A 19,562-nucleotide genomic window follows, 5' to 3' on the forward strand; every position below is an offset into this window, starting at 1 on the left:
TAGGCTCCCCCTATCCCCCCCTTCGCAAAACTCCTTCCCTTTGGGGGGTGGGCCCCCCAACCCCCACACCCCCGGGGGGGGGGGGGGGGGGGGCCCCCCCCCCCCCCCACCACTCACGAGCACTCACCGCAGCGAGAACGTCGACAGGTTCACCGGGCCGTCGAACGTCAGGTACACGTCGTGCCGTCCGCTCGCCTTCGCCAGCGCCGCGGTCACCGTCGTGTACGCGTACCGGTCACCCGTCGACGACACCGGGACCGTGCCCAGCACGCGGCCGGTCGGCGAATCCAGGCGAACCGTGACGTGCGCCGACGCCGGTGCGGAAACCGAGGCCGAGAACCGCGCCGGGCCGTTCAACGCCACATTGCGGTACGCCACCCAGCTGCCCGCCACGCCGGCGACCGAGGTGCCCGAGACCTTCGACGTGTCCGTCAACGTCGTGCCGGAGTAGTCGTCGAAGTTCTGGGCCTGGGTCGGCCGGCTCAGGTCGCGCGGCAGGGCCCGCTCCCCCGGCACGGAGACCGGCTGCGGTGCCGAGAGTTCGGAGGCGTTGCGGCCCACCGAGAACTCGTACACCCCCGCCGCCACCACGGACCGGTCCCGGGAGACGTCCCAGGACGCGAGGTCCGCCACGGGCACCTCGAACCGCACCGTGCGGGTCTCCTTCGGCGCCAGGGTCAGCTTCGAGAAGTCCCGCAACCGCTGCACACCGGAGTTCTTCGAGTAGAGCTGGACGACGTCGGACCCACTGCGGGCGCCGGTGTTCGTCACGTCGACGCTCACCCGGACCTTCCCACCGGACTGGGACGTGCGGACGTTGTCGTAGCGGAAGCTGGTGTAGCTCAGCCCGTAGCCGAACGGGAACAGCGGCTTCCCGCGGTAGTACTGGTAGGTCATGCCGGTCTTGGCGATGTCGTAGTCGAGGATGCTCGGCAGCCCCGCGTCGGAGGCGTACCAGGTCTGGGTGAGCCGCCCGCTCGGGTCCTTGTCGCCGAAGAGCACGTCGGCGACCGCGTGCCCGGTTTCCTGCCCGGCGTGGCTGGTCCACAGGATGCCGGGCACCGGCAGGGTGTCCCAGCCGGTGGTCGGGTAGCTGTTCTCCACCACGACGACGGTGTGCGGGTTCGCCTTCTGCACCGCCTCGATCAGCGCGCGCTGCGCCGGGGCGAGCTCGGTGCTCGTGCGGTCGTTCGCTTCGCGGCCGTTGATGAACGGCATGCTGCCGACCACGACGACCGCGGTGTCCGCGTCCTTGGCCGCGGCGACCGCGCTGCCGACCCCGCTGGTCAGCACGTCCCGCCCGAACTTCGTCGCGTGGGCGGCGTCCGGGGCGGAGATCGTCAGGACGCCGTCCGCGCCGACGACGGCGAACTTGTTCGGGCCGAACCACGGCTCGTTCACCTCGTTGCCGGCGTACTCGAGCACGTAGCTCCCGTCCGGCTGCGCGTCCAGCTTCAGCTGCTGCTGCACGAACCAGCCGGCCGGCTGGTCGACGTCGTTCACCAGCGCGCCGCCGGAGTAGCTGAGGAACTTGCCGTTCGCGGCCGCGCGCAGCGTGTTCTTGCCCGCGCCCCAGTCGTAGACGTCGAAGGACTCCGCGGTGCCCGCGACGGTCCCGCCCGCGGTCACCTTGCCGGTGGTGGTGGGCGCGGTGAGGTACTTGCCGGTGGAGAGGTCCTTCAGCGCGATCCGGTCGACGCCTTCGGACGAGGCGACCGAGCCCGCCGAGCCGAGCCGTTCCTTGATCCCCTGCACCGGCGTGACCTTGTACTGCATCGCGCCGCTGTACCAGTCTTCGTACAGGGTGTTCGAGAGCGGGCCGACGACCGCGATCTTCTTGTTCCGCGCGGCGTTCAGCGGGAGCGCGTTGCCGTTGTTGCGCAGCAGCACCATCTGCTCGTCGGCGGTCTTGCGCGCCAGGGCCTGGTGCTCGGGCGAGCCGATGACGGCCGGGGTGATCTTCGCGTACGGGTTGCGTCCCGGCGGGTCGAACTCGCCGAGCCGGAACCGCAGTGAAAGCAGGTGACGGTCGGCGTTCTCGACGTCGGCCATGGTCAGCAGGCCCTTGCTCAGGGCCTCCTTGACCGCGGCGGCGGTGATCGAGCCGTCGGTGTCGTTGTCGGTGAAGCTGTCGAGCCCCGCCTTGATCGCCGCCGCGTCCCCTTCGGCCTTGGTGGCGTAGTACTTCTCGGAGTTGACCAGGTTGGACGGCGCGCCGGCGTCGCTGACGACGGCGATGTCCTGCGGCGCCCACTTCCTCAGCTTGCCGTCGAGGTCGGGGCTCACGTGGTTGGGCCGGCCGTTGACCAGGTTGTACGACGGCATGACGGCGTTGGCCGCGCCCGCCTGCAGCGGGATCTTGAACGCCTGCTCGTCGTAGTCGTGCAGGATCTTCGGCGGCACCGAGGAGTTGCTGGTGTCGCGGTTGACCTCGTTGTTGTAGGCGAGGAAGTGCTTCAGCGTCGGGGCGGCCTGCAGGTACCGGGGGTCGTCACCCTGCATGCCGCGGCCGTAGGCGGTCGCGAGCTCGCCGGTGAGGTGCGGGTCCTCGGAGTAGCCCTCCTCGTTGCGGCCCCACCGCGGGTCGCGCAGCAGGTTCACCACCGGGGCCCACAGGTTGAGGCCCCACAGCGTCGGGTTGCGGGCGTTGAAGCCGCGCGCCTCCTGCCCGACGGCCGCGCCGACCTGCTTCACCAGCGCCGGGTCCCAGGTGCTGGCCAGGCCGATGGCCTGCGGGAACACCGTGCCGTCGGCCTTGACGACGGCGCCCTTGTTGTCGTAGTCGGTCGACCAGGCGACGCCGTGCAGGGCTTCGGTGCCGGTCTTGAAGACCCCGATGCCGAGCCGTGGGATGGCCGGTTCGTACTGGTGCAGCAGCGAGATCTTCTCGTCCGCCGTGAGGCGGGACAGCAGATCGTCGATCCGGGTCGCCAGTGGCAGCGACGGGTCGCGGAACGGGGGCGGGGCCGCCGCGAGCGCCGGCGAAGGTGCCAGCAGCAGGATCGCGGCCACCGCCGGGACGAGAGCACGGCGGAAGAGGGAGTGGCGCACGGACAGCCTCCGGAATCGTCGAATCGTTTCGACGGCGCGGCACGAAGATTCGCGTCGAAGGGAGTGGGAGCGTGCCGACTATTACAGCCCGGTGAGCATCAGGTCAAGAGTGCCTGGGAACGCTCCCAGGCCCTCTGATCGAATCTGCTCAACCACGTGCTGAGCTGCAAAAACAGCCGCCAACAGGACAGTTCGACAATTTCGACGAACACCTCGGTTGTCGAAATACAATCGAATGCGGGCGAACGGCGAATGATGCTTGTGTTTCGGGCGTGTGTCACTTACCTTCGTGCCATCGTCGATGCGCTTCGACACCGCATCGCTCGCCCGTCCCCAGGAGGCCGCCCGTGGTCACGATCAACGACGTCGCCAACGCGGCCGGGGTCGCCCCCAGCACGGTGTCGTACGTGATCAGCGGCAAACGCTCGATTTCGCCGAAGACCCGGCGGCTGGTCGAGGACAGCATCCGCAAGCTCGGCTACCACCCGCACGCCGGCGCGCGGGCGCTGGCCAGCAGCAAGACCAACGTGCTCGCGCTGGTCGTGCCGCTGCGCACGGACCTCAACGTCGCCGTCGTGATGGAGTTCGTCGCCTCGGCGGTCACCGCGGCCCGCGCGCACGACCACGACCTGCTGCTGCTCACCAAGGACGAGGGCCCCGCCGCGCTGCAGCGGGTGGCGTCCTCGGCGATCGCCGACGCCCTGATGGTGATGGACGTCGAAACCGCCGACCCGCGGGTGCCGATGCTGCTGGCCCTCGACCTGCCGGTGGTGCTCATCGGCGTGCCCGACCACCCGGCCGGGCTGAGCTGCGTCGACCTCGACTTCACCGCGGCGGCCTCGGCCTGCGTCGCGCACCTGGCCGAGCTCGGCCACCGCTCGATCGCGCTGATCGGCCCGTCCCCGGCGGTCTACCGGCGCGGCACGAGTTACGCGACGCGGTTCCTGCGCGGCTTCGAAGAAGCCACGCAGAGCCGTGACCTGCGTGCGGCCTCCCACGCGTGCGCCCACTCCTACGAAGCGGTGAGCGCCTGCGTCGACGAGCTGCTCGCCGCCGATCCCGGCCTGACCGGCCTGGTCGTGCACAACGAGGCCGTGCTGCCCGGGCTGCTGTCGGACCTGCGCCACCGCGGCCTGCGGGTGCCCGAGGACATCTCGGTCATCGCCGTGTGCCCGGACAGCATGGCCGAGCAGCACGTCGTCTCGCTGACCAACGTGGCCATCCCGGCCGAAGAGGTCGGCACCCAGGCCGTCGAAATGACCATGCGCCGGCTCGCCGGCCACACCACCCCGGAGGTCCGGCTGCTCGGGCCCCGCCTGACGCGGCGCGAGAGCACCGCCTCGCCGCGTACCCCTTATTGATCCGGCCAAAAGCAGGCCGCCCACACACGAGCACGTAACCGTTGCTACCAAGCCATTCGGCCGTGACTGTGGTCGGATCAATAAGCATCAACACAGCCGGTTCTGCTCCGCCGCCGAAGGAGAATCATCATGCCCGTAGTCCGTCGCGCCCTCATCCTCACCGCGAGCGCCACGAGTGCCGCGTTGCTGGCCGCTTGCAGCCCCAGCCCGGCCCCGTCCGCGCCCGGCGGCGCCGGTGCCCCGGCCGCCACCTCGATCACCGAACTCGACTACTACGCCGACGAGCAGGGGTCCGCCGCCTGGCAGAAGATCCTCGACACCTGCGCCACGCAGACCGGGATCAAGATCGAGCGCCAGAAGGTGCCGACAGCCCAGATGCTGCCGAAGGTCCTGCAGGGCGCCAGCTCGAAGACGCTGCCGAACCTGCTCTTCACCGACAACCCGACGCTGCAGCAGGTCGCCGCCACCGGTGCGCTGACCCCGCTGACCGACTACGGCATCACCACCGACGGCTACTACCCGAGCATCGCCAAGGCCGGCACGTACCAGGACAAGCTCTACGGCGTCGCCCCGGGCGTCAACGGCCTCGCGCTGATCTACAACAAGGACCTCCTGCAGGCCGCGGGCGTCGAGCCGCCGAAGACGTGGGACGAGCTGAAGGCCGCCGCGGCGAAGCTGACCAAGGACGGCAAGTACGGCCTCTCCTTCTCCGCCATCTCGTCGGAAGAGGGCACCTGGCAGTTCCTGCCGTTCTTCTGGAGCAACGGCGCCGAACTGTCGCAATTGGACTCGCCGCAGGCGACGCAGGCGCTGCAGTACGTCACCGACCTGGTGAACTCCGGTTCGGCGTCGAAGTCCGTGGTGACCTGGAGCCAGAACGACGTCGCCGACCAGTTCGTCAGCGGCAACACGGCGATGATGATCAACGGTTCGTGGAACATCGCCCGGCTCGACGAGCAGAAGTCACTGCACTACGGCGTCGTGCCGATCCCGGTCCCGCAGGCCGGCGGCAAGCCGGTGGTCGCCCTCGGCGGCGAGGTCGGCACCGTGCCGGTGACCAGCGGGCCCGCCCAGCAGGCCGCCGGCAAGGTGCTCTCCTGCATCCTCTCCGAGCCGACGATGCTCGAGTGGAGCAAGGCGCACGCCTACATCCCGTCGAAGACGGCCACCGCCCAGAAGTTCGGCACCGAGCAGCCGTCGATGCAGGCGTTCGTCGACGAGGTCGGCACGGCCCGCTCCCGCACCGCCGAGCTCGGCGAGAAGTACCCGAAGGTCTCGCAGGCGCTGGCCGACGCGCTCCAGGCGGCGCTGACCGGGAAGACGCCGGTCGACCAGGCCCTCAAGGCCGCCCAGCAGGCGAGCGGCTCGTGACGGTCGCCACCGCCCCGACGGTCTCGGCGTCACCCCGCGCGAGCCGGAAGTCCCGCCGGGACAACCGGTTCGCCGCGTGGGCGTTCCTGTTGCCCGCGCTGGCCTACGTCGTCGTGTTCTTCGGCTACCCCCTGGCCGCGAACCTGGTGATGAGCACGCAGAACTACACGGTGAAGTCGTTCTACACCGGCGAAGCACCCTTCGTCGGCATCGAGAACTACGCCGCCGTGCTGAACAACCCGCTGTTCTCGACGGCGGCGCTCAACACGGTGCTGTTCACCGCCGGATCGATCGTCTTCCAGTTCGGCATCGGCCTGGCGCTCGCGGTGTTCTTCAACGGCCGCTTCCTCGGCAGCGCGCTGCTGCGGTCGCTGCTCCTGCTGCCGTGGCTGCTGCCGCTGGTGGTCAGCGGCGCGGTCTGGCGGTGGATGTTCGACCAGGACCACGGCGTGCTCAACGCGGGCCTGCGGTTCCTGGGGTTCGACGCGGTGCCGTGGCTGAGCAGCACGAGCTGGGCGCTGCCGGCGGTGATCATCACCAACATCTGGATCGGCATCCCGTTCAACCTGGTGATCCTGCACGGCGGGCTGCGCGCCATCCCGGCGTCGCTCTACGAAGCCGCGGCGCTGGACGGCGCCAGGGCGTGGCAACGGTTCCGGCACGTCACCTGGCCGCTGCTGCGGCCGGTCACCGGGATCGTGCTGATGCTGGGACTGGTCTACACGATCAAGGTGTTCGACGTGATCATGGTCGTCACCGGCGGCGGACCGGCCGGCTCGACCCAGACGCTCACCACGTGGTCCTACCGGTTGTCCTTCCAGGACTTCGCGTTCGGGCAGGGCGCCGCGGTCGGCAACGTCCTCATCGTGGTGGCGACGGTCTTCGGGCTGCTCTACCTGCGTTCGGCGAAGGCGACCCTGGCGGAGGCAGCATGAAGACGGCGAACTGGCCGCGGACCGTGGCCGGCGTGCTGATCGTGGCGGTGCTGCTGTTCCCGCTGTACTGGATGGTCAACGCCTCGCTGCAGCCCAGCGGCGCGCTGCTGCGCCCGGACCCCGCGTTCTTCCCGGTCGGCGGCACCCTGGACGGCTACCGCAAGGCCGTCTCGACGCAGGGACCGAACCTGCTCTCCAGCGTCGTCGTCGCGCTCGGCACGGTGCTCGTGTCGCTGCTGGTGGCGGCACCCGCCTCGTACGCGCTGGCCCAGCTCAAGGTGCGCGGCGGCCCGGCGCTGGTGTTCGTGCTGCTCATCGTGCAGATGATCCCGGGCATCGTGATGGCCAACGCGCTCTACACCGTGTTCAGCAACCTCGGCCTGATCGACAACTACCTCGGGCTGGTGCTCGCCGACTCCACCGCGACCATCCCGTTCGCCATCCTGCTGCTGCGGGCGTTCATGATCTCCGTGCCGAAGGAGCTGACCGAAGCGTCCCGGGTGGACGGTGCCGGGTACTGGCGCACCTTCGCCTCGATCATCCTACCGGTCAGCCGCAACGCACTGGTCACCGCCGGGCTGTTCTCGTTCCTGTTCGCCTGGGCGGACTTCCTGTTCGCCGTCACCCTGACCACCGGGCAGTCGTTCGAGCCCATCACCGTGGGCATCTACCGGTTCGTCGGCAACCAGTCCGCCGACTGGAACGGGATCATGGCCACCGCCGTCCTCGCCGCGATCCCCGCGGCCGTCCTGCTGGTCGTCGCCCAGCGCTACGTCGTCGCCGGGCTGACCAGCGGCGCCGTCAAAGACTGATTTCCTAGGAGACCTCGTGATCGCCACGACCGAAGACGGCCGCTCGCTCGAAGTCAGCGTGCGGCACGAGGTGCTGCGCATCGAGCCGTGGGGCGCGGACAGCCTGCGCGTGCGGGCCGGACGGCACCGCATCCTCGACGACGTCCCGGGTGCGCTGCTGCCCGCGAAGCCGTCCGCCGCCACCGCCTCGGTCGAGGGGCGGACCGGCCGGGTGGTCAACGGCGCGCTCACCGCCATCGTCGAGATCGCCGACACCGACACCGGCATCGACGCGCAGCTGCGGTTCGTCCGCACCGACACCGGCGAGGAGCTGCTTTCCGAGCAGCGCGCGCACTTCTGGTGGCCCGGGGCACGGCTGTTCATGCCGTCGCGCAACGGCTACGGCCGGTTGGAACAGCGCTTCAGCGCCTACGACGACGAGCGGCTCTTCGGGCTCGGGCAGCACACGCACGGCCGGCTCGACCAGAAGGGCCTCGTGCTCGACCTGGTGCAGCGCAACGCCGAGGTGTCGGTGCCGTTCCTGCTCTCCAGCCGCGGCTACGGGTTCCTGTGGAACAGTCCCGCCGTCGGCCGGGTCGAGCTGGCCGCGAACGGCACCCGCTGGGTCGCCGACGACGCGCGCCAGCTGGACTACTGGATCACCACCGGCGACGGTCCGCGCCAGATCCTCGGCCACTACGCCGACGCGACCGGCCACGCGCCGATGCTGCCGGAGTGGGCGGCCGGGTTCTGGCAGTCGAAGCTGCGCTACCGCACCCAGGAGGAGCTGCTCGCCGTCGCGCGGGAATACCACGACCGCGGGCTGCCGCTGTCGGTGATCGTGGCGGACTTCTTCCACTGGACGCACCTCGGCGACTGGAAGTTCGACCCGGCCGAGTGGCCCGACCCGGCCGGGCTCGTGCGCGAGCTTTCCGAACTCGGCGTCAAGCTCATGGTCTCGGTGTGGCCGTCGGTGAACCCGCTCTCGGAGAACTACCGCGAGCTGCAGGAACGGGGTCTGCTGGTCGCCGCCGAGAGCGGCGTCCCGGCGCACGCGCCGTGGAAGGACAAGGGGTTCGGCGTCGAGATGCCGGTGGCGTTCTACGACGCGACCAACCCGGAGGCCCGGCGGTTCGTCTGGAGCAAGGTCAAGGAGAACTACTACGACCTGGGCGTGCGCGCGTGGTGGCTGGACGGCGACGAGCCGGAGATCCAGCCGGGCCACCCGCACAACCTCGGCTTCCACGCCGGCCCGGGTGCGGAGGTGTTCAACCTCTACCCGCAGGTCAACGCGCAGACGTTCCACGACGGCATCCGCGCCGAGGGCGACGACGAAGTCGTGCTGCTCTCCCGCTCGGCGTGGGCGGGCAGCCAGCGCTTCGGGGCGGCGCTCTGGTCGGGTGACGTCGGGGCGACGTGGGCGTCGCTGCGGGCGCAGGTCCGGGCCGGGCTGAACGTGGCACTGGCCGGAATCCCCTGGTGGACGACGGACATCGGCGGCTTCCACGGCGGCGACCCGGAGTCGCCGGAGTACCGGGAGCTGATGGTCCGCTGGTTCTCCTACGGGGTGTTCTGCCCGCTGTTCCGCCTGCACGGCTTCCGCGACCCGCGCCCGGCGTTCGGGCCCGAGATGACCGGCGGCCCCAACGAGGTCTGGTCGTTCGGTTCTTCGGCTTACGAGTCGATCACGGCGTCGCTGCGGCTGCGGGAGCGGCTGCGGCCGTACCTGATGGAGCAGATGCGGGTGGCGCACGAGCAGGGCATCCCCCCGATGCGGCCCGTGTTCGTCGACTTCCCGGCGGACCCGGCGGCCTGGGACGTGGACGACCAGTTCCTCCTCGGGCCGGACGTGCTGGTGGCGCCGGTGCTCGAGCCGGGCGTCACCACGCGCCGGGTGTACCTGCCGGCCGGGGCGTCCTGGACGGACGCGGCGACCGGCACCCGCCACGACGGCGGCGACTGGGTCGAGGCGGCGGCCCCGCCGGAGCGCATCCCGGTGTTCCTCCGCGACGGGGCGGATCTGCCGATCAGAGCCGAGTGAGGCCGGCCCACCGCTGCGGCTCGGGCTCGCCGGGTGCCCAGCCCGGCGGCCAGGTCCGGACGACGCGCGCGTCCAACCGGATCCGGGCTCCGGTGAAGTCGAACCCGCCCGCCGTCGCGGCCGTGAAGTCCGCATGGCCGCCGAAGCGGGCTCGGGTGAAGTGAGTTCCTGCGGCGAACCGGCTGCCGGAGAAGATCGTGCGGCCGGCGAACCCCGCTGCTTCGAACGAGACGTCGTCACCGAAGGCCGCCGCGGTGAAGTCCGTGCGAGCCGAGAACCGGGCGGCGTCGAACCACATCGGGCCGCCGGCGGTCACGCCGGCGAAGTCGGCCGTGCCGGTAAAGGTCGCGTTCTCGAAGTCGGCGCCTGTCCCGAACCGTGCGCTGCCGAAGAGAGCGTGGCGGGCGAAGCAGGATCCTTCGAAGCTCACCAGATCGGTGAAGCCCACTTCGCCGAACTGGGCGTCGCCGGCGAACCGGACGCCGCGGAAGCACGCGTCACGGACTTCGCAACCACGGAGGTCGACCGCGTGCAGCACCAAGCTGTCCAGCTCGAGGTCCATCCCCGGCCAGAACCACGGGGACCCGGGGCGCAGGTGCGGCAGCAGGAGCCGCCACAGTTCGGCCTGCCAGGCCGGCGGGTCCGGCCAGCCGGACCGGAACTGGGTGAGGATCTCGCCGACGCACTCCTGGCGCAGCTCGGGGTCAGCGTCGGCCTGCCGGGCGAGGGAGGCCAGCGCGCTCAGCCGGGCGGCTCGCTCGTCGGCCAGCAACCGGGCCGCGACCTCCTCGGGGACCGGCTCCGGCGGCGCCGACGGGGTCAGGACCTCGGCGGGCCGGTCGCGGCGCAGGAGCAGCCACGCCGTGACCGATCCGGACACGGCGCCGATCAGCGCCAGGACCGCGAACGGCGTGACAGTGGACATACCCGGAATTCTCCCGGGCAGGACCAGCGAATTAAAGTGGACCTGTGAGTCCAAAGCTGACCCCGAAGGGCGCCGCGACGCGGCAGCGGATCGTCGAAGGCGCCGCGGCGGAGATCCGCGAGCGCGGGGTCGCCGTCACGACGCTCGACGACGTCCGGGCGCGGACGGGAACCAGCAAGAGCCAGCTGTTCCACTACTTCCCGGACGGCAAGGAAGAGCTCCTGCTGGCGGTCGCGCGCTTCGAGGCCGACCAGGTCCTGGCGGTCCAGCAGCCCCAGCTGGGCAGCCTGACGTCGTGGGCGGCGTGGCAGCGGTGGCGCGACACGGTCGTCTCGCACTACGACAGCCGTGGCCGGCACTGCCCGCTCAACGTGCTGATTTCCCAGCTCGGCCGCGCGACGCCGGGCGCGCAGGCGGTGGTGACCGAACTGCTGCGGCGCTGGCAGGACGAGATCGAGGCGGGCATCCGCCACCTGCAGGAGGACGGCGAGGTCGGCCCGGACCTGGACGCCGGGCGCGCGGCCGCCGCCCTGCTGGCCGGCATCCAGGGCGGCGTGGTGGTGATGCTGTCGACCGGCCGCATCGATCACCTCGAAGCGGCGCTCGACGTCGGCATCGGGAACCTGCGGGCGAGCGGGAACCGGTGAGCCCGGTTCCCGCTCCCGGGATCAGGCGGACTTGATCGCGGAGATCTCGAACTCCAGCGTGACCTTGTCGCTCACCAGCACGCCACCGGTCTCGAGGGCGGCGTTCCAGGTGATGCCGTAGTCCTTGCGGCTGATCGTGGTGGAGCCTTCGAAGCCGATGCGGTCGTTGCCGAACGGGTCCTTCGCGGCGCCCTCGAACTCGAACGGGATGGTCACCGAACGGGTGACGTCCTTGATCGTCAGGTCGCCGGTGACGTCGAAGCTGGTGTCGCCGGTCTGCTTGATCTCGGTCGAGGTGAAGGTGATCTGCGGGTATTCGTCCATCGACAGGAAGTCGTTGCTCTTCAGGTGCCCGTCACGGTCGGCGTTGCGGGTGTCGATGCTGTGGGCCTGGATGGTCACCTGGGCAGACGACTTCTCCGGCGCGTCGCCGTCGATGGTCGCGGAGCCGGTGAACTCGTTGAAGCTGCCGCGCACCTTGGTCACCATGGCGTGCCGGGCGACGAACCCGATCCGCGAGTGGGCGGCGTCGAGGGTGTATTCGCCGGTCAGCTGGGGGTAGGTGGTCGCGCTGGTCATCGCTGTTCTTCTCTCCTCGTGGTGGCGCCCCCCGGTGATTGAGGGTTCAACGACACTGTACTCACTTTGGCTGGTTGCGCAAGCAAGCTTTCGGTAGAGTCGCCGATATGGGTGAACTGTCCGCGCTCGACGCCGACGAAACCGCGTTCTGGCGGCCGCTGATGCGCATCATGACCGCGCTGCCGCGGGCGCTCGAGGACCAGTTCCTGCCCGACACCGGGCTCGCGATCACCGACTACGGAGTGCTGGTCGCGCTGTCCGAAGCCCCGGATCACCTGCTCCGCATCTCGGCGCTGGCCGCGACCACCGGGCTGTCGCTGAGCCGGATCAGCCGGGTCGTGGACGACCTGACCCGCCGAGGCCTGGTCGAGAAGCGCCGCTGCGCCGAGGACGGCCGCGCGTCCAACGCCGTGCTGACCGAGGCGGGATTGGCCAGACTGGAGGCGGCCTACCCTGGCCACCTCGCCCGCGTGCGGGCTTCGGTGTTCGACCACCTGAGCGCCGAGGACATCCGCACGGCCGGGCCGGTGCTGGCCCGGCTGGCCGCGGCCCTGGAAGCCACTCCCCCGACCGACGACTGCTGAGGACGCCGATGACCGACAAGGGCGAGTACAAGCGCGACCTGAACTACCTCCCGGACCGCATCACGGCCGACGGCCGCGACGGCTGGCCGGTCGAGCCGGACCGCTACCGGCTGGTGGTGGCGCGGGCGTGCCCGTGGGCGAACCGCGCGGTGATCGTGCGCCGCCTGCTCGGCCTCGAGCCGGTGCTGTCGATGGGGATCGCGGGCCCGGTGCACGACGAGCGCAGCTGGAGCTTCGACCTCGACCCGGAGGGCCGCGACCCGGTCCTCGGCATCGAGCGCCTGCAGGAGGCGTTCTTCAAGCGCGACCCGGACTACCCCCGCGGCATCACGGTGCCGGCCTTCGTCGACATCCCGAGCGGCGAGGTCGTCACCAACGACTTCGCGCAGATGACGCTGGACATGTCGACCGAGTGGACGGCGTACCACCGTTCCGGCGCGCCCGAGCTGTACCCGGAGAAGCTGCGGGACGAGATCGACGACGTGGCGCAGAAGGTGTTCACCGACGTCAACAACGCGGTGTACCAGTGCGGGTTCGCCCGGTCCCAGGAGGCGTACGAGCACTCGTACCAGAAGTTGTTCACCCGGCTGGACTGGCTTTCCGAGCGGCTCGCGAACCAGCGCTACCTGGTCGGCGACACGATCACCGAAGCGGACATCCGGCTGTTCACCACCCTGGTGCGCTTCGACGCGGTTTACCACGGCCACTTCAAGTGCAACCGCCAGAAGCTGACCGAGCTCCCGGTGCTGTGGGCGTACACCCGCGACCTGTTCCAGACGCCGGGCTTCGGCGACACGATCGACTTCGCCCAGATCAAGGAGCACTACTACGTGGTGCACAAGAACGTGAACCCGACCGGGATCGTGCCGCTGGGCCCGGACCCGAGCGGCTGGCTGACGCCCCACGGTCGTGAGGAGCTGGGTGGCCGCCCGTTCGGCGACGGGACGCCGCCGGGTCCGCCGCCGGCCGGCGAGCGGGTGCCCGAGCTCTGAGTTCTTGGCTACGGTGATCGCCATGGAACGCCTCCGCGATCGCCGGGTCCTGGTCACCGGCGCCGGTTCCGGCATCGGCCGGGCCACCACGCTCCGCCTGATGGAAGAGGGGGCCCAGGTCATCGGCACCGACGTCTCCGAAGAAGGCCTGATCGGCACCCAGCAGGCCGCGCACCTCGAAGGCTTGACGACGTACGTCATGGACGTGGCCGACGAGGCGTCGGTGGAGTTCGGCGTGACGTCGGCGGTGAACGTGCTCGGCGGCCTCGACGTGGTCGTCAACGCGGCCGGGATCCTGCTGGCGTCGCACACGCACGAGACGTCGCTGGAGCTGTGGAACCGGGTGCTGGCGGTGAACCTGACCGGAACGTTCCTGGTGACGCGCGCGGCCCTGCCGGCCTTGCTCGAATCGGCGAACGGCGTGGTGGTGAACTTCAGTTCGACGTCGGCATCGTTCGCCCACCCGTACATGGCGGCGTACAGCGCGAGCAAGGGCGGCATCCAGGCGTTCACGCACTCGCTGGCCCTGGAGTACGGCAAGCAGGGCCTGCGCGCGGTCAGCATCGCCCCGGGCAGCGTGAAGAGCGGCATCACGGACTCGGCGGCGAGCTGGCTGCCCCAGAACGTGGACTTTTCCCTGTTCGGACGGTTGCTGCCGATCCTCCCGACGGAGTTCACGACGGAGGTGGGCAACGCGGTGGCGGCCCCGGAGACGGTGGCGGGAGTGGTGGCGATGCTGGCTTCGGACGACGGCAAGTTCATCACGGGCACGGAAATCCGCATCGACGGCGGCACGCACACCTGAGTCGCCACCGGCGTAACGCCGCTCGCCGGCCGGCCGACTCATGCCACGCCGAGCCAGAACGGTCAACGGATTCGCCGTGAGGTACGCCGATGACGCCATCGCCGCCCAGTCCATGGCTTGCGGCCGCGCAGCTTCGCCACCGCGGCCGCAGCGCCGGCCGCTGCCGTCGTGCACTGGAGAAGCTGCGCCGCGAGATCGAGGAAAGCGTTCATCGTCGGGCTCCGTTCGTCGGGAGGTGCGGTGCGATCACTGTTGCCCGCCCGCATCCCCGAGACGCCGAACGGCGATACCGCGACGAGAAAGCGCAGCTCAGAACACGTGGACCGGGCTCATCGCCGCGATATCGCCCCGGGAGCGCCGATGCCTGAACGAGTCGCTCGGGCCGAGACTATGCACCACCTGGGTGTGGATCTGCGCGACCTGCGCACCTCCGCCCACTTGACCCAAGAACAGCTGGCCGGCCGCATGGGCAAGAGGAGTGACGACGTCGAGCGGCAGCAGAGTTGGGTGTCGGAAGTCGAGAACGGGAGCAGCCGTGGCCGACCGATCGACTGGGAAGAACCGCGGTGTTCCGGAAAGAGCTCGAAGCGACCCAGCACCAGGTCAGTGAGTTGCAGAGCCGCGAGGAACAGCTGACATCCCGGTTGACCGAAGTCAACGGCAAGATCGCCGATCTCGAGCTGCAGTGCCACCAGGCCGAGCAGCAGGTCACCACGGGCGGTCAGAAGGAGAGGTTCCTCCGGGACCGCATCCGCGGGCTTCGGGATCAGCTGCGCGAGGGCAGCGAGAGCATCCACGACCTGGAGCGGGAGATCGCGTTCACCCGAGGTCCGCAAGCCCGAACCCCTGACCACCACGTGGCCGCGGGACGTGGGACGACCGAGGAAACTGCTGTCGACGCTGTCGATCATCGCCTTGGCCGTCCTGCTCGTCGTCAGCCTCGTCGCACTCATCTTCTGACTCTCGTCGGCCTAAGTCGCTGCGGCGTACCGCGCCGAAAGCACCTCGAGCCGCTCGGTCAGTTCCGGGGGTGACTCCACCTCGAACGGCACGTCGAGCATCCCCACGACGAACGCCACGATGTCCCACGAATCCGAGGCCAGCTCGAGCCGGCAGGTCTTCGCATCGAGGGCGGTCACCTCGCCGTCGACGCGGCCGGCCACCTCTTCGGCCGGCGCGTGGAGCTTCAAGACCGCGCGCAAGGGCCACATCTCGCGGCCCATCGTGCGTTTGAGGTACGCCGTGAGGTCGCCGTCCGGGGGTTGGCGGTGGGTGAAGCGGGGTCCGTTCGGGGTGCGCAGCGTGAGGCGGTCCGCGCGGAACGTCCGCCAGTCCGCGCGGGCGGTGTCCCAGCCGACCAGGTACCAGCGGCGGCCCCACGAGACCAGGCGGTGCGGCTCGACCGTGCGGCGGGACTCGCGGCCGTCGTGGCTCACGTAGTCGAACCGCAGTGTCTCCGACGCGCGGATCGCCGCCGACACCGCGGTCAGCACCTCCGCCGCCACCACCGGGCCGCGGACCGGGAGCGCCAGCAAGCTCGCTTCCAGCGCCGCCACGCGGTGGCGCAGCCGGGACGGCAGGACCTGCTCCACCTTCGTCAGCGCCCGCAGCGACGCCTCCGCCAGGCCCGAGACGCCGCCGGCGTGCAGGCCGACCACCACCGCGACCGCCTCGTCGTCGTCCAGCAGCAGCGGGGGCAGCTCGGCGCCGGCGCCGAGGCGGTAGCCGCCGATCGGGCCCATCGCCGCGTGCACCGGGTAGCCCAGTTCGCGCAGGCGGCCGACGTCGCGGCGGACGGTCCGGGTCGTCACGCCGAGGCGGTCCGCCAGTTCGGTGCCGGACCAGTCGCGGTGCATCTGGAGCAGCGACAGCAAGCGGAGCAGCCGGCCGGGGGTTTCGCGCATGGGGCAAGTCTGCCGGACATCGAGGACCGTTCCTGTCCTACACGGGCGAGAGGGTGCCGGACATGGATCCTTTCCGCATCGACGTCCCGCAGGCCGACCTCGACGAGCTGCACCACCGGCTCGCCCGCACCCGCTGGCCGGGCGAACTGCCCGGCGCCGGGTGGGCTTACGGCGTCAGCGAGCCCTACCTCCGCGAGCTCGCCGAGTACTGGCGCACCGGCTTCGACTGGCGAGCCCAGGAAGCCCGGCTCAACGCGTTCCCGCAGTTCACGACCACGATCGACGGCCAGCGCATCCACTTCCTCCACGTCCGCTCCCCCGAACCCGGCGCCACCCCGCTGATCATGACCCACGGCTGGCCGAGCACCGTCGCCGACTTCCTCGACGTCCTCGGCCCGCTCACCGACCCCCGCGCCCACGGCGGCGACCCGAAGGACGCCTTCCACGTCGTCGCGCCATCCGTGCCCGGGTTCGCCTTCTCCGGCCCCACCGGCGACCGCGGCTGGAACACCCGCCGAACCGCGCGGGCGTGGGCCGAGCTGATGCGGCGGCTCGGCTACGAACGCTACGGCGCCCAGGGTGGCGACTTCGGCAGCATCGTCTCCCCCGAACTCGGCCGGGTCGCCCCCGAAGCGGTGCTGGGCGTGCACGTCAACGCCGTCGCCAACGCCGGGGTGCCGACCGCTCCCGGCGACCTCGACCGGCTGTCCGAAGACGACCAAAAGCGGGCGCGGGAGAACCAAACCTGGTGGTACGCCCACTCCGGCTACGCCACGCAGATGGCGACCCGCCCGCAGACCCTGGCCTACGCGCTCAACGACTCCCCCGCCGGGCAGCTCGCGTGGAACCTCGAGTGGTTCGTCGGCTGGGACCCCGCCACCACGAACCAGACGCCGGTGCACCGGGACGCCATCCTCACGAACGTGACGATCTTCTGGCTCACCGGCACCGCGGGCTCGGCGGCGCGCCTGTACCTGGAAGCGGGCCAGGACGGCTGGGGCGAGCGCCCGGCCCCGTCCGGCGTCCCGACGGCGGTGGCGAACTTCCGGGGGGACCACGCGCTCCGCGGCCTCGCCGAGCTGTCGAACAGCGTGACCCGCTGGTCGGAGTACGACGCGGGCGGGCACTTCGCGTCCCTTCAGGCCCCGGAAGTGCTGGTCGGCGACATCCGGGAATTCTTCCGGGAGCTCCAAGGCAGCGAGCGAGTCAGCCAGACGACCGCACCACTGTCCTCAGTGGACACGTGATGCGCTTCGAACCCGAGTTTCCCGAGCACGCGCAGCGACGGGGCGTTCCCCGCGCCGACGGTCGCCCAGAGCCGCTTCCGCCCGGTCGCCGTCGCGGCTTCGAGCACCGCGGTGGCGGCCTCGGTGGCGTAGCCGTTTCCGTGCGCACGCCGGAACAGCTCGTACGCGATCTCGGGTTCGTCGAGGGTGGCGCGGCCGATGATCAGCCCGCAGTAGCCGATGAAGTCGCCTTCGGCGCGGCGCTGGACGGGCAGCAGGGCGATCCCGGTCGTCTCCGTCGCGGTGAGCTGCTTCGCGATGAGCGCCCGGATCTCGTCGAGCGCGGGCGTCCCGGTGCCGCGTTCGGCGTGCAGGGCGCGAAGGTCCCCGGCGTCGGACTCGCGCCACGGCCGCAGGACCAGCCGTTTCGTCGTGTGGTGGACCGACATCGGGTCGTGAGTGGCCACGTCAGATTTCTCGGCGGCGCCGCCGGTCCACGGCGCCGTCGAGCAACGGCCGCAGCTCGGCGACCACCGTCTCCAGCGGCGCGATGTCCCGGTGGGCGCGGGCCAGGACGATCGCGCCCTCCAGCGCGCTGAGCATGAGCACCGCCAGGGACGCGCTGCGAGCCGGTGGCACGCCCAGCTGCTCGAGCGTCGCGGCGACCGGGCGCTGCCAGCCTTCGAACGCCTTGCCCACCGCTTCGCGCAGGCTGTCGCTGGTGGCTGCCGTGTCGGCGACCGTCGCGACCAGCGGGCAGCCCGCGTCGAAGCCCGACGTCGTGAACTCGTCCTGCCACTGGGCGGCCATGGCCGCGAACAGCTTGCCCGGCGTCGGGTCTTCGAGCTTGGCCGCCGCGCGCGTCACGCGCCGGGCGGCGTAGTCGCCCGCCCAGGTGACGGCTTCGGCGATCAGCTGGTCCTTACCGCCGGGGAAGTAGTGCTGCAGGGACCCCCGCGGTGCTTCGGCGTGGGCGACCACGTCCCGCATGCCGGTCGCCCCGACGCCCTGGATCCGCACCAGCTGCGCGGCGCTGAGCACCATCCGCTCGCGCGGTGTCCTGGTCATCGACCGCCTCCTTCATGACGTCCGTCATGGTAGCCCAGTCCGGCACGACCAGCACGAAGTCGCGTTCGCCGCGTTCGTACGACGGCTCCGGCCGGAACCCCTGGCCCAGCAGGAGCGCCTCGGCGCCGGCGTTCCCGGCCTGGACGGTGGCCCGCACGGTCCAGCCCGCCCAGCGCCCGGACGCCCACAACCACCGGCTCAGCGCGCTGCCGATCCCCTGCCGCTGCCACGCGTCGGCGACGAGGATCCCGATCTCCGCCTCCCCCGGCGTCTCGGAGACGAAGTTGAGCAGCCCCACCGGGCGGCCGCCGCGGCAGGCGAGCAGTGCGGCGCCGTCCGGCGGCCCGGCGAGCAGAAACCCCTGGTAACGCTGGAAAACCTCGGCCGGCCGGGCGGGGCCACCCATCATGAACCGGCGCCGGAGACTGTCCGGCGAGCAGGCCGCGACCAGCGCGGCGACGCACTCGCGGTGCGCGACCTCTATGACAGTGGTCATAGTCCCATGAGAGCACACCGCGACGGGGAACACACTATGACCGCCGTCATAGCTCACGGCGCCCGGTTCGCCCAGAGAGGACGCGGGTACGTTGCCGTGGCCGCGCTCCCCCACCGCGAAAGGCGTCCCCCCGATGCAGCTCTACGCCGAACGGCCGATCCGCCGTACCGCCCAGCTCGTCAGCGATCTCCTGGCCGTGCTGCTCGTCGTCCTCGCGGTGTGGCTGGGGACTTCGGTGTACGACCAGGTCATGAAGCTCCGGGCGCCCGGGGACGGGCTCGTCGACGCCGGCACCGGCCTGCGCGGCACCTTCGACTCCGCGGCGAACTCCGCCGACGGCATCCCGTTCGTCGGGGACGCGCTCGCGAAGGCCCTCCACGGCGGTTCGGACGTCGGGACCAAGCTCACGGACGCGGGGCGCTGGCAGATCGAAGCCGTCGAGAACCTGGCCTGGTGGATGGCGGCGATCATCATCGCCCTGCCCGTGCTGGCGCTCCTGGTGACGTGGATGCCGCTGCGCTGGCGGTACACCCGCCGCGCCACGGCGGCCGCGCGGCTGCGAGCCCTCGGCGACGAAGGGCTCGACCTGCTGGCCCTGCGGGCGCTCGCCACGCAGCCACTGGGGCGGCTGGCTTCGGTGGGCGAACCGGCCACCGGCTGGCGGGAGCGCGACCGGGACGTCATCGGGAAGCTCGCCGGGCACGAGCTGGCCCGGCACGGGCTCGCTCCCTGAGCCGGAGGCCTCCCCGCCGGAGCTCAGGACACCGGCGGGAAGACCTCCTCACT

Annotated in this window: 19 protein-coding genes; 12 read left to right on the forward strand and 7 right to left on the reverse strand. The window is 70.8% G+C overall.

From position 1 onward, the window contains the following. Positions 1-123: 123 nt before the first annotated feature. A complete protein-coding gene (locus AB0F52_RS47170) occupies positions 124-3,051 on the reverse strand; it encodes a glycoside hydrolase family 3 C-terminal domain-containing protein (RefSeq protein WP_360185694.1) in 2,928 nt (975 codons plus the stop codon). Positions 3,052-3,398: 347 nt separating this feature from the next. Between AB0F52_RS47170 and AB0F52_RS47175 the strand changes: the two genes are divergently transcribed. From AB0F52_RS47175 to AB0F52_RS47195, 5 genes are all read left to right on the forward strand, one after another. Beyond that, positions 3,399-4,412, forward strand: a complete 1,014-nt coding sequence (locus tag AB0F52_RS47175) for a LacI family DNA-binding transcriptional regulator (RefSeq protein WP_360185697.1) — start codon at positions 3,399-3,401, stop codon at positions 4,410-4,412. 129 nt (positions 4,413-4,541) lie between these two features. After that, positions 4,542-5,783, forward strand: a complete 1,242-nt coding sequence (locus AB0F52_RS47180; RefSeq protein WP_360185700.1) for a sugar ABC transporter substrate-binding protein — start codon at positions 4,542-4,544, stop codon at positions 5,781-5,783. Next, positions 5,780-6,718 (forward strand): sugar ABC transporter permease, encoded by a 939-nt coding sequence (locus AB0F52_RS47185; RefSeq protein WP_360185702.1) that lies wholly within the window; start codon positions 5,780-5,782, stop codon positions 6,716-6,718. Before AB0F52_RS47180 ends, AB0F52_RS47185 begins: the two co-directional genes overlap by 4 nt. Continuing rightward, complete coding sequence (locus tag AB0F52_RS47190) at positions 6,715-7,530, forward strand: carbohydrate ABC transporter permease (protein ID WP_360185705.1); 816 nt, start codon at positions 6,715-6,717, stop codon at positions 7,528-7,530. Before AB0F52_RS47185 ends, AB0F52_RS47190 begins: the two co-directional genes overlap by 4 nt. Positions 7,531-7,546: 16 nt before the next feature. Beyond that, positions 7,547-9,550, forward strand: coding sequence for a TIM-barrel domain-containing protein (locus AB0F52_RS47195; protein WP_360185707.1), 2,004 nt, complete (start codon positions 7,547-7,549; stop codon positions 9,548-9,550). Here the strand turns inward: AB0F52_RS47195 and AB0F52_RS47200 are convergent. After that, positions 9,537-10,475, reverse strand: a complete 939-nt coding sequence (locus tag AB0F52_RS47200; RefSeq protein ID WP_360185710.1) for a hypothetical protein — start codon at positions 10,473-10,475, stop codon at positions 9,537-9,539. The two genes, AB0F52_RS47195 and AB0F52_RS47200, sit on opposite strands and share 14 nt — an antisense overlap. Before the next feature lie 44 nt (positions 10,476-10,519). On the opposite strand from AB0F52_RS47200, the gene AB0F52_RS47205 reads away from it, so the two are divergent. After that, positions 10,520-11,122 carry a TetR/AcrR family transcriptional regulator gene (locus AB0F52_RS47205; protein WP_360185713.1) on the forward strand — a complete coding sequence of 201 codons (603 nt, stop codon included), beginning with the start codon at positions 10,520-10,522 and terminating at the stop codon, positions 11,120-11,122. Between the two features lie 21 nt (positions 11,123-11,143). Here the strand turns inward: AB0F52_RS47205 and AB0F52_RS47210 are convergent, their stop codons facing one another. Continuing rightward, positions 11,144-11,701: a YceI family protein gene (locus AB0F52_RS47210; RefSeq protein ID WP_360185716.1), complete on the reverse strand. Its 558-nt coding sequence runs from the start codon at positions 11,699-11,701 to the stop codon at positions 11,144-11,146. A gap of 107 nt (positions 11,702-11,808) precedes the next feature. Between AB0F52_RS47210 and AB0F52_RS47215 the strand changes: the two genes are divergently transcribed. From AB0F52_RS47215 to AB0F52_RS47230, 4 genes are all read left to right on the forward strand, one after another. Next, entirely contained in the window at positions 11,809-12,285 is a 477-nt protein-coding gene (locus tag AB0F52_RS47215) for a MarR family winged helix-turn-helix transcriptional regulator (RefSeq protein WP_360185719.1), read from the forward strand. An 8-nt stretch (positions 12,286-12,293) separates the two neighbouring features. Further along, positions 12,294-13,277 (forward strand): glutathione S-transferase C-terminal domain-containing protein, encoded by a 984-nt coding sequence (locus AB0F52_RS47220; RefSeq protein ID WP_360185722.1) that lies wholly within the window; start codon positions 12,294-12,296, stop codon positions 13,275-13,277. Positions 13,278-13,299: 22 nt separating this feature from the next. After that, positions 13,300-14,082: an SDR family oxidoreductase gene (locus AB0F52_RS47225; RefSeq protein ID WP_360185725.1), complete on the forward strand. Its 783-nt coding sequence runs from the start codon at positions 13,300-13,302 to the stop codon at positions 14,080-14,082. Positions 14,083-14,472: 390 nt separating this feature from the next. Beyond that, positions 14,473-14,718, forward strand: a complete 246-nt coding sequence (locus tag AB0F52_RS47230; RefSeq protein WP_360185852.1) for a helix-turn-helix transcriptional regulator — start codon at positions 14,473-14,475, stop codon at positions 14,716-14,718. A gap of 335 nt (positions 14,719-15,053) precedes the next feature. On the opposite strand, the gene AB0F52_RS47235 is transcribed toward AB0F52_RS47230, so the two are convergent. After that, the gene (locus tag AB0F52_RS47235; RefSeq protein WP_360185728.1) at positions 15,054-15,986 is read right to left on the reverse strand and encodes a WYL domain-containing protein; all 933 of its coding nucleotides are present in this window, start codon (positions 15,984-15,986) and stop codon (positions 15,054-15,056) included. Positions 15,987-16,048: 62 nt separating this feature from the next. Between AB0F52_RS47235 and AB0F52_RS47240 the strand changes: the two genes are divergently transcribed. Then, a complete protein-coding gene (locus AB0F52_RS47240; RefSeq protein WP_360185731.1) occupies positions 16,049-17,233 on the forward strand; it encodes an epoxide hydrolase family protein in 1,185 nt (394 codons plus the stop codon). On the opposite strand, the gene AB0F52_RS47245 is transcribed toward AB0F52_RS47240, so the two are convergent. The 3 genes from AB0F52_RS47245 to AB0F52_RS47255 are packed head-to-tail and all read right to left on the reverse strand — an operon-like array spanning position 17,125 to position 18,776. Then, entirely contained in the window at positions 17,125-17,679 is a 555-nt protein-coding gene (locus AB0F52_RS47245) for a GNAT family N-acetyltransferase (protein ID WP_360185734.1), read from the reverse strand. The two genes, AB0F52_RS47240 and AB0F52_RS47245, sit on opposite strands and share 109 nt — an antisense overlap. Before the next feature lies 1 nt (position 17,680). Continuing rightward, on the reverse strand, positions 17,681-18,193 hold the full coding sequence (locus tag AB0F52_RS47250; protein WP_360185855.1) for a TetR/AcrR family transcriptional regulator: 513 nt from the start codon (positions 18,191-18,193) through the stop codon (positions 17,681-17,683). After that, on the reverse strand, positions 18,135-18,776 hold the full coding sequence (locus tag AB0F52_RS47255; RefSeq protein WP_360185736.1) for a GNAT family N-acetyltransferase: 642 nt from the start codon (positions 18,774-18,776) through the stop codon (positions 18,135-18,137). Before AB0F52_RS47255 ends, AB0F52_RS47250 begins: the two co-directional genes overlap by 59 nt. Positions 18,777-18,909: 133 nt before the next feature. On the opposite strand from AB0F52_RS47255, the gene AB0F52_RS47260 reads away from it, so the two are divergent. Next, entirely contained in the window at positions 18,910-19,509 is a 600-nt protein-coding gene (locus tag AB0F52_RS47260) for a hypothetical protein (RefSeq protein ID WP_360185739.1), read from the forward strand. The last annotated feature ends 53 nt before the right edge of the window (positions 19,510-19,562 follow it).

Source organism: Amycolatopsis sp. NPDC024027 (assembly GCF_040638975.1).
Lineage (GTDB): Bacteria > Actinomycetota > Actinomycetes > Mycobacteriales > Pseudonocardiaceae > Amycolatopsis.

Excerpts from the sequence above, each read along its gene's own strand:
- AB0F52_RS47255 (WP_360185736.1), bottom strand. The coding sequence starts at position 18,776 with ATGACCACTGTCATAGAGGTCGCGCACCGCGAGTGCGTCGCCGCGCTG.
- AB0F52_RS47220 (WP_360185722.1), top strand. The coding sequence starts at position 12,294 with ATGACCGACAAGGGCGAGTACAAGCGCGACCTGAACTACCTCCCGGAC.
- AB0F52_RS47200 (WP_360185710.1), bottom strand. The coding sequence starts at position 10,475 with ATGTCCACTGTCACGCCGTTCGCGGTCCTGGCGCTGATCGGCGCCGTG.
- AB0F52_RS47210 (WP_360185716.1), bottom strand. The coding sequence starts at position 11,701 with ATGACCAGCGCGACCACCTACCCCCAGCTGACCGGCGAATACACCCTC.
- AB0F52_RS47230 (WP_360185852.1), top strand. The coding sequence starts at position 14,473 with ATGCACCACCTGGGTGTGGATCTGCGCGACCTGCGCACCTCCGCCCAC.
- AB0F52_RS47190 (WP_360185705.1), top strand. The coding sequence starts at position 6,715 with ATGAAGACGGCGAACTGGCCGCGGACCGTGGCCGGCGTGCTGATCGTG.
- AB0F52_RS47225 (WP_360185725.1), top strand. The coding sequence starts at position 13,300 with ATGGAACGCCTCCGCGATCGCCGGGTCCTGGTCACCGGCGCCGGTTCC.
- AB0F52_RS47240 (WP_360185731.1), top strand. The coding sequence starts at position 16,049 with ATGGATCCTTTCCGCATCGACGTCCCGCAGGCCGACCTCGACGAGCTG.
- AB0F52_RS47235 (WP_360185728.1), bottom strand. The coding sequence starts at position 15,986 with ATGCGCGAAACCCCCGGCCGGCTGCTCCGCTTGCTGTCGCTGCTCCAG.
- AB0F52_RS47180 (WP_360185700.1), top strand. The coding sequence starts at position 4,542 with ATGCCCGTAGTCCGTCGCGCCCTCATCCTCACCGCGAGCGCCACGAGT.
- AB0F52_RS47260 (WP_360185739.1), top strand. The coding sequence starts at position 18,910 with ATGCAGCTCTACGCCGAACGGCCGATCCGCCGTACCGCCCAGCTCGTC.
- AB0F52_RS47215 (WP_360185719.1), top strand. The coding sequence starts at position 11,809 with ATGGGTGAACTGTCCGCGCTCGACGCCGACGAAACCGCGTTCTGGCGG.